The sequence below is a fragment of the Streptomyces sp. ME19-01-6 genome, from assembly GCF_033793745.1.
Classification (GTDB): Bacteria; Actinomycetota; Actinomycetes; order Streptomycetales; family Streptomycetaceae; genus Streptomyces.
In genome coordinates this window covers 1-1,203 of sequence record NZ_JARAXF010000105.1, presented here as the reverse complement: position 1 = coordinate 1,203, position 1,203 = coordinate 1, and the positions used below count along the sequence as shown (strand labels likewise).

The 1,203-nt window shown below is 64.1% G+C and carries 1 protein-coding gene; it reads right to left on the bottom strand.

Features of this window, described 5'->3' with window-relative positions; translation table 11 throughout:
- On the bottom strand, nucleotides 1-1,203 hold a 1,203-nt coding region (locus tag PV419_RS52825; RefSeq protein WP_415925578.1), incomplete at both ends, for an amino acid adenylation domain-containing protein.

The following is a 1,203-nucleotide window of genomic DNA, read 5'->3' as shown; positions in this document are numbered from 1 at the left end:
TGCCGACTCGACCTCTCCCAGCTCGATCCGGTACCCACGCACCTTCACCTGGTCATCAACACGACCGACGAACTCCAACTCACCGTCCGACCGCCGCCGCACCAAGTCCCCCGACCGGTACATCCGCGACCCTGCCGGACCAAAAATGTCCGCCACAAACCGTTCCGCCGTCACCCCCACGCGGCCCAAATACCCCCGCGCCAAACCCACACCCGCGATATACAACTCGCCGACCACACCCGCCGGCACCGGCCGCAGACCACCGTCCAGCACATACACCCGCGCACCAGCAATCGCACGCCCCAACGGCGGCACACAACGACCCGCCAACGGCTCACTCACCGTCGCACAAACCGTCGCCTCCGTCGGACCATACGCATTCACCAGCCGACGTCCAACCGACCACCGCTCCACCACTTCCGCCGGACACGCTTCACCAGCCACCACCACACACTCGACCCCCGCCAGCACATCCTCCGACAACACAGCAAGAACCGAAGGCGGCAACGTCACATGCGTAACCCCGAACTCCGCGATCACCTCACCCAAACCCGCACCCGGCAACAACCGCGACGCCGGCGCCACCACCAAAGCAGCCCCCGACAACCACGCCATACACACCTCGGACACCGACGCATCAAAACTCGGCGAGGCAAACTGCAAAACCCGACTGGAACCCCGCACACCAAAACGCTCAATCTGCGACACCGCAAGCGCCCCAAGCCCCGCATGCGACACCACCACCCCCTTAGGCACCCCCGTCGAACCCGACGTATAAATCACATACGCCGCACTCAACGACGACAGAACCCCACCACGATCCGCATCCACCAAATCCACACCCGACAAGCCCTCACACTCCGCCACAACCCCCGCATCATCCACCACCACAACCGGCACCGAACCCACCTCAAGGCCCGACACCAACTCACCCAGCGCCAACACCACAACCGGATCAGCATCCGCCAGCACAAATCCAACCCGCTCCGCCGGATAATCCGGATCCACCGGAAGATAAACCCCACCCGCCTTCACCACCGCCAACAAAGCAACAAACAACTCCACCGACCGCGGAAACACACACGCCACCACCCGCTCCGGCCCCACACCCCGCGCCACCAACAACCGCGCCAACCGATTAGCCCGCGCATTCAACTCCCCATACGACACCTCCACATCCCCGCAGACCAACGCCACAGCCTC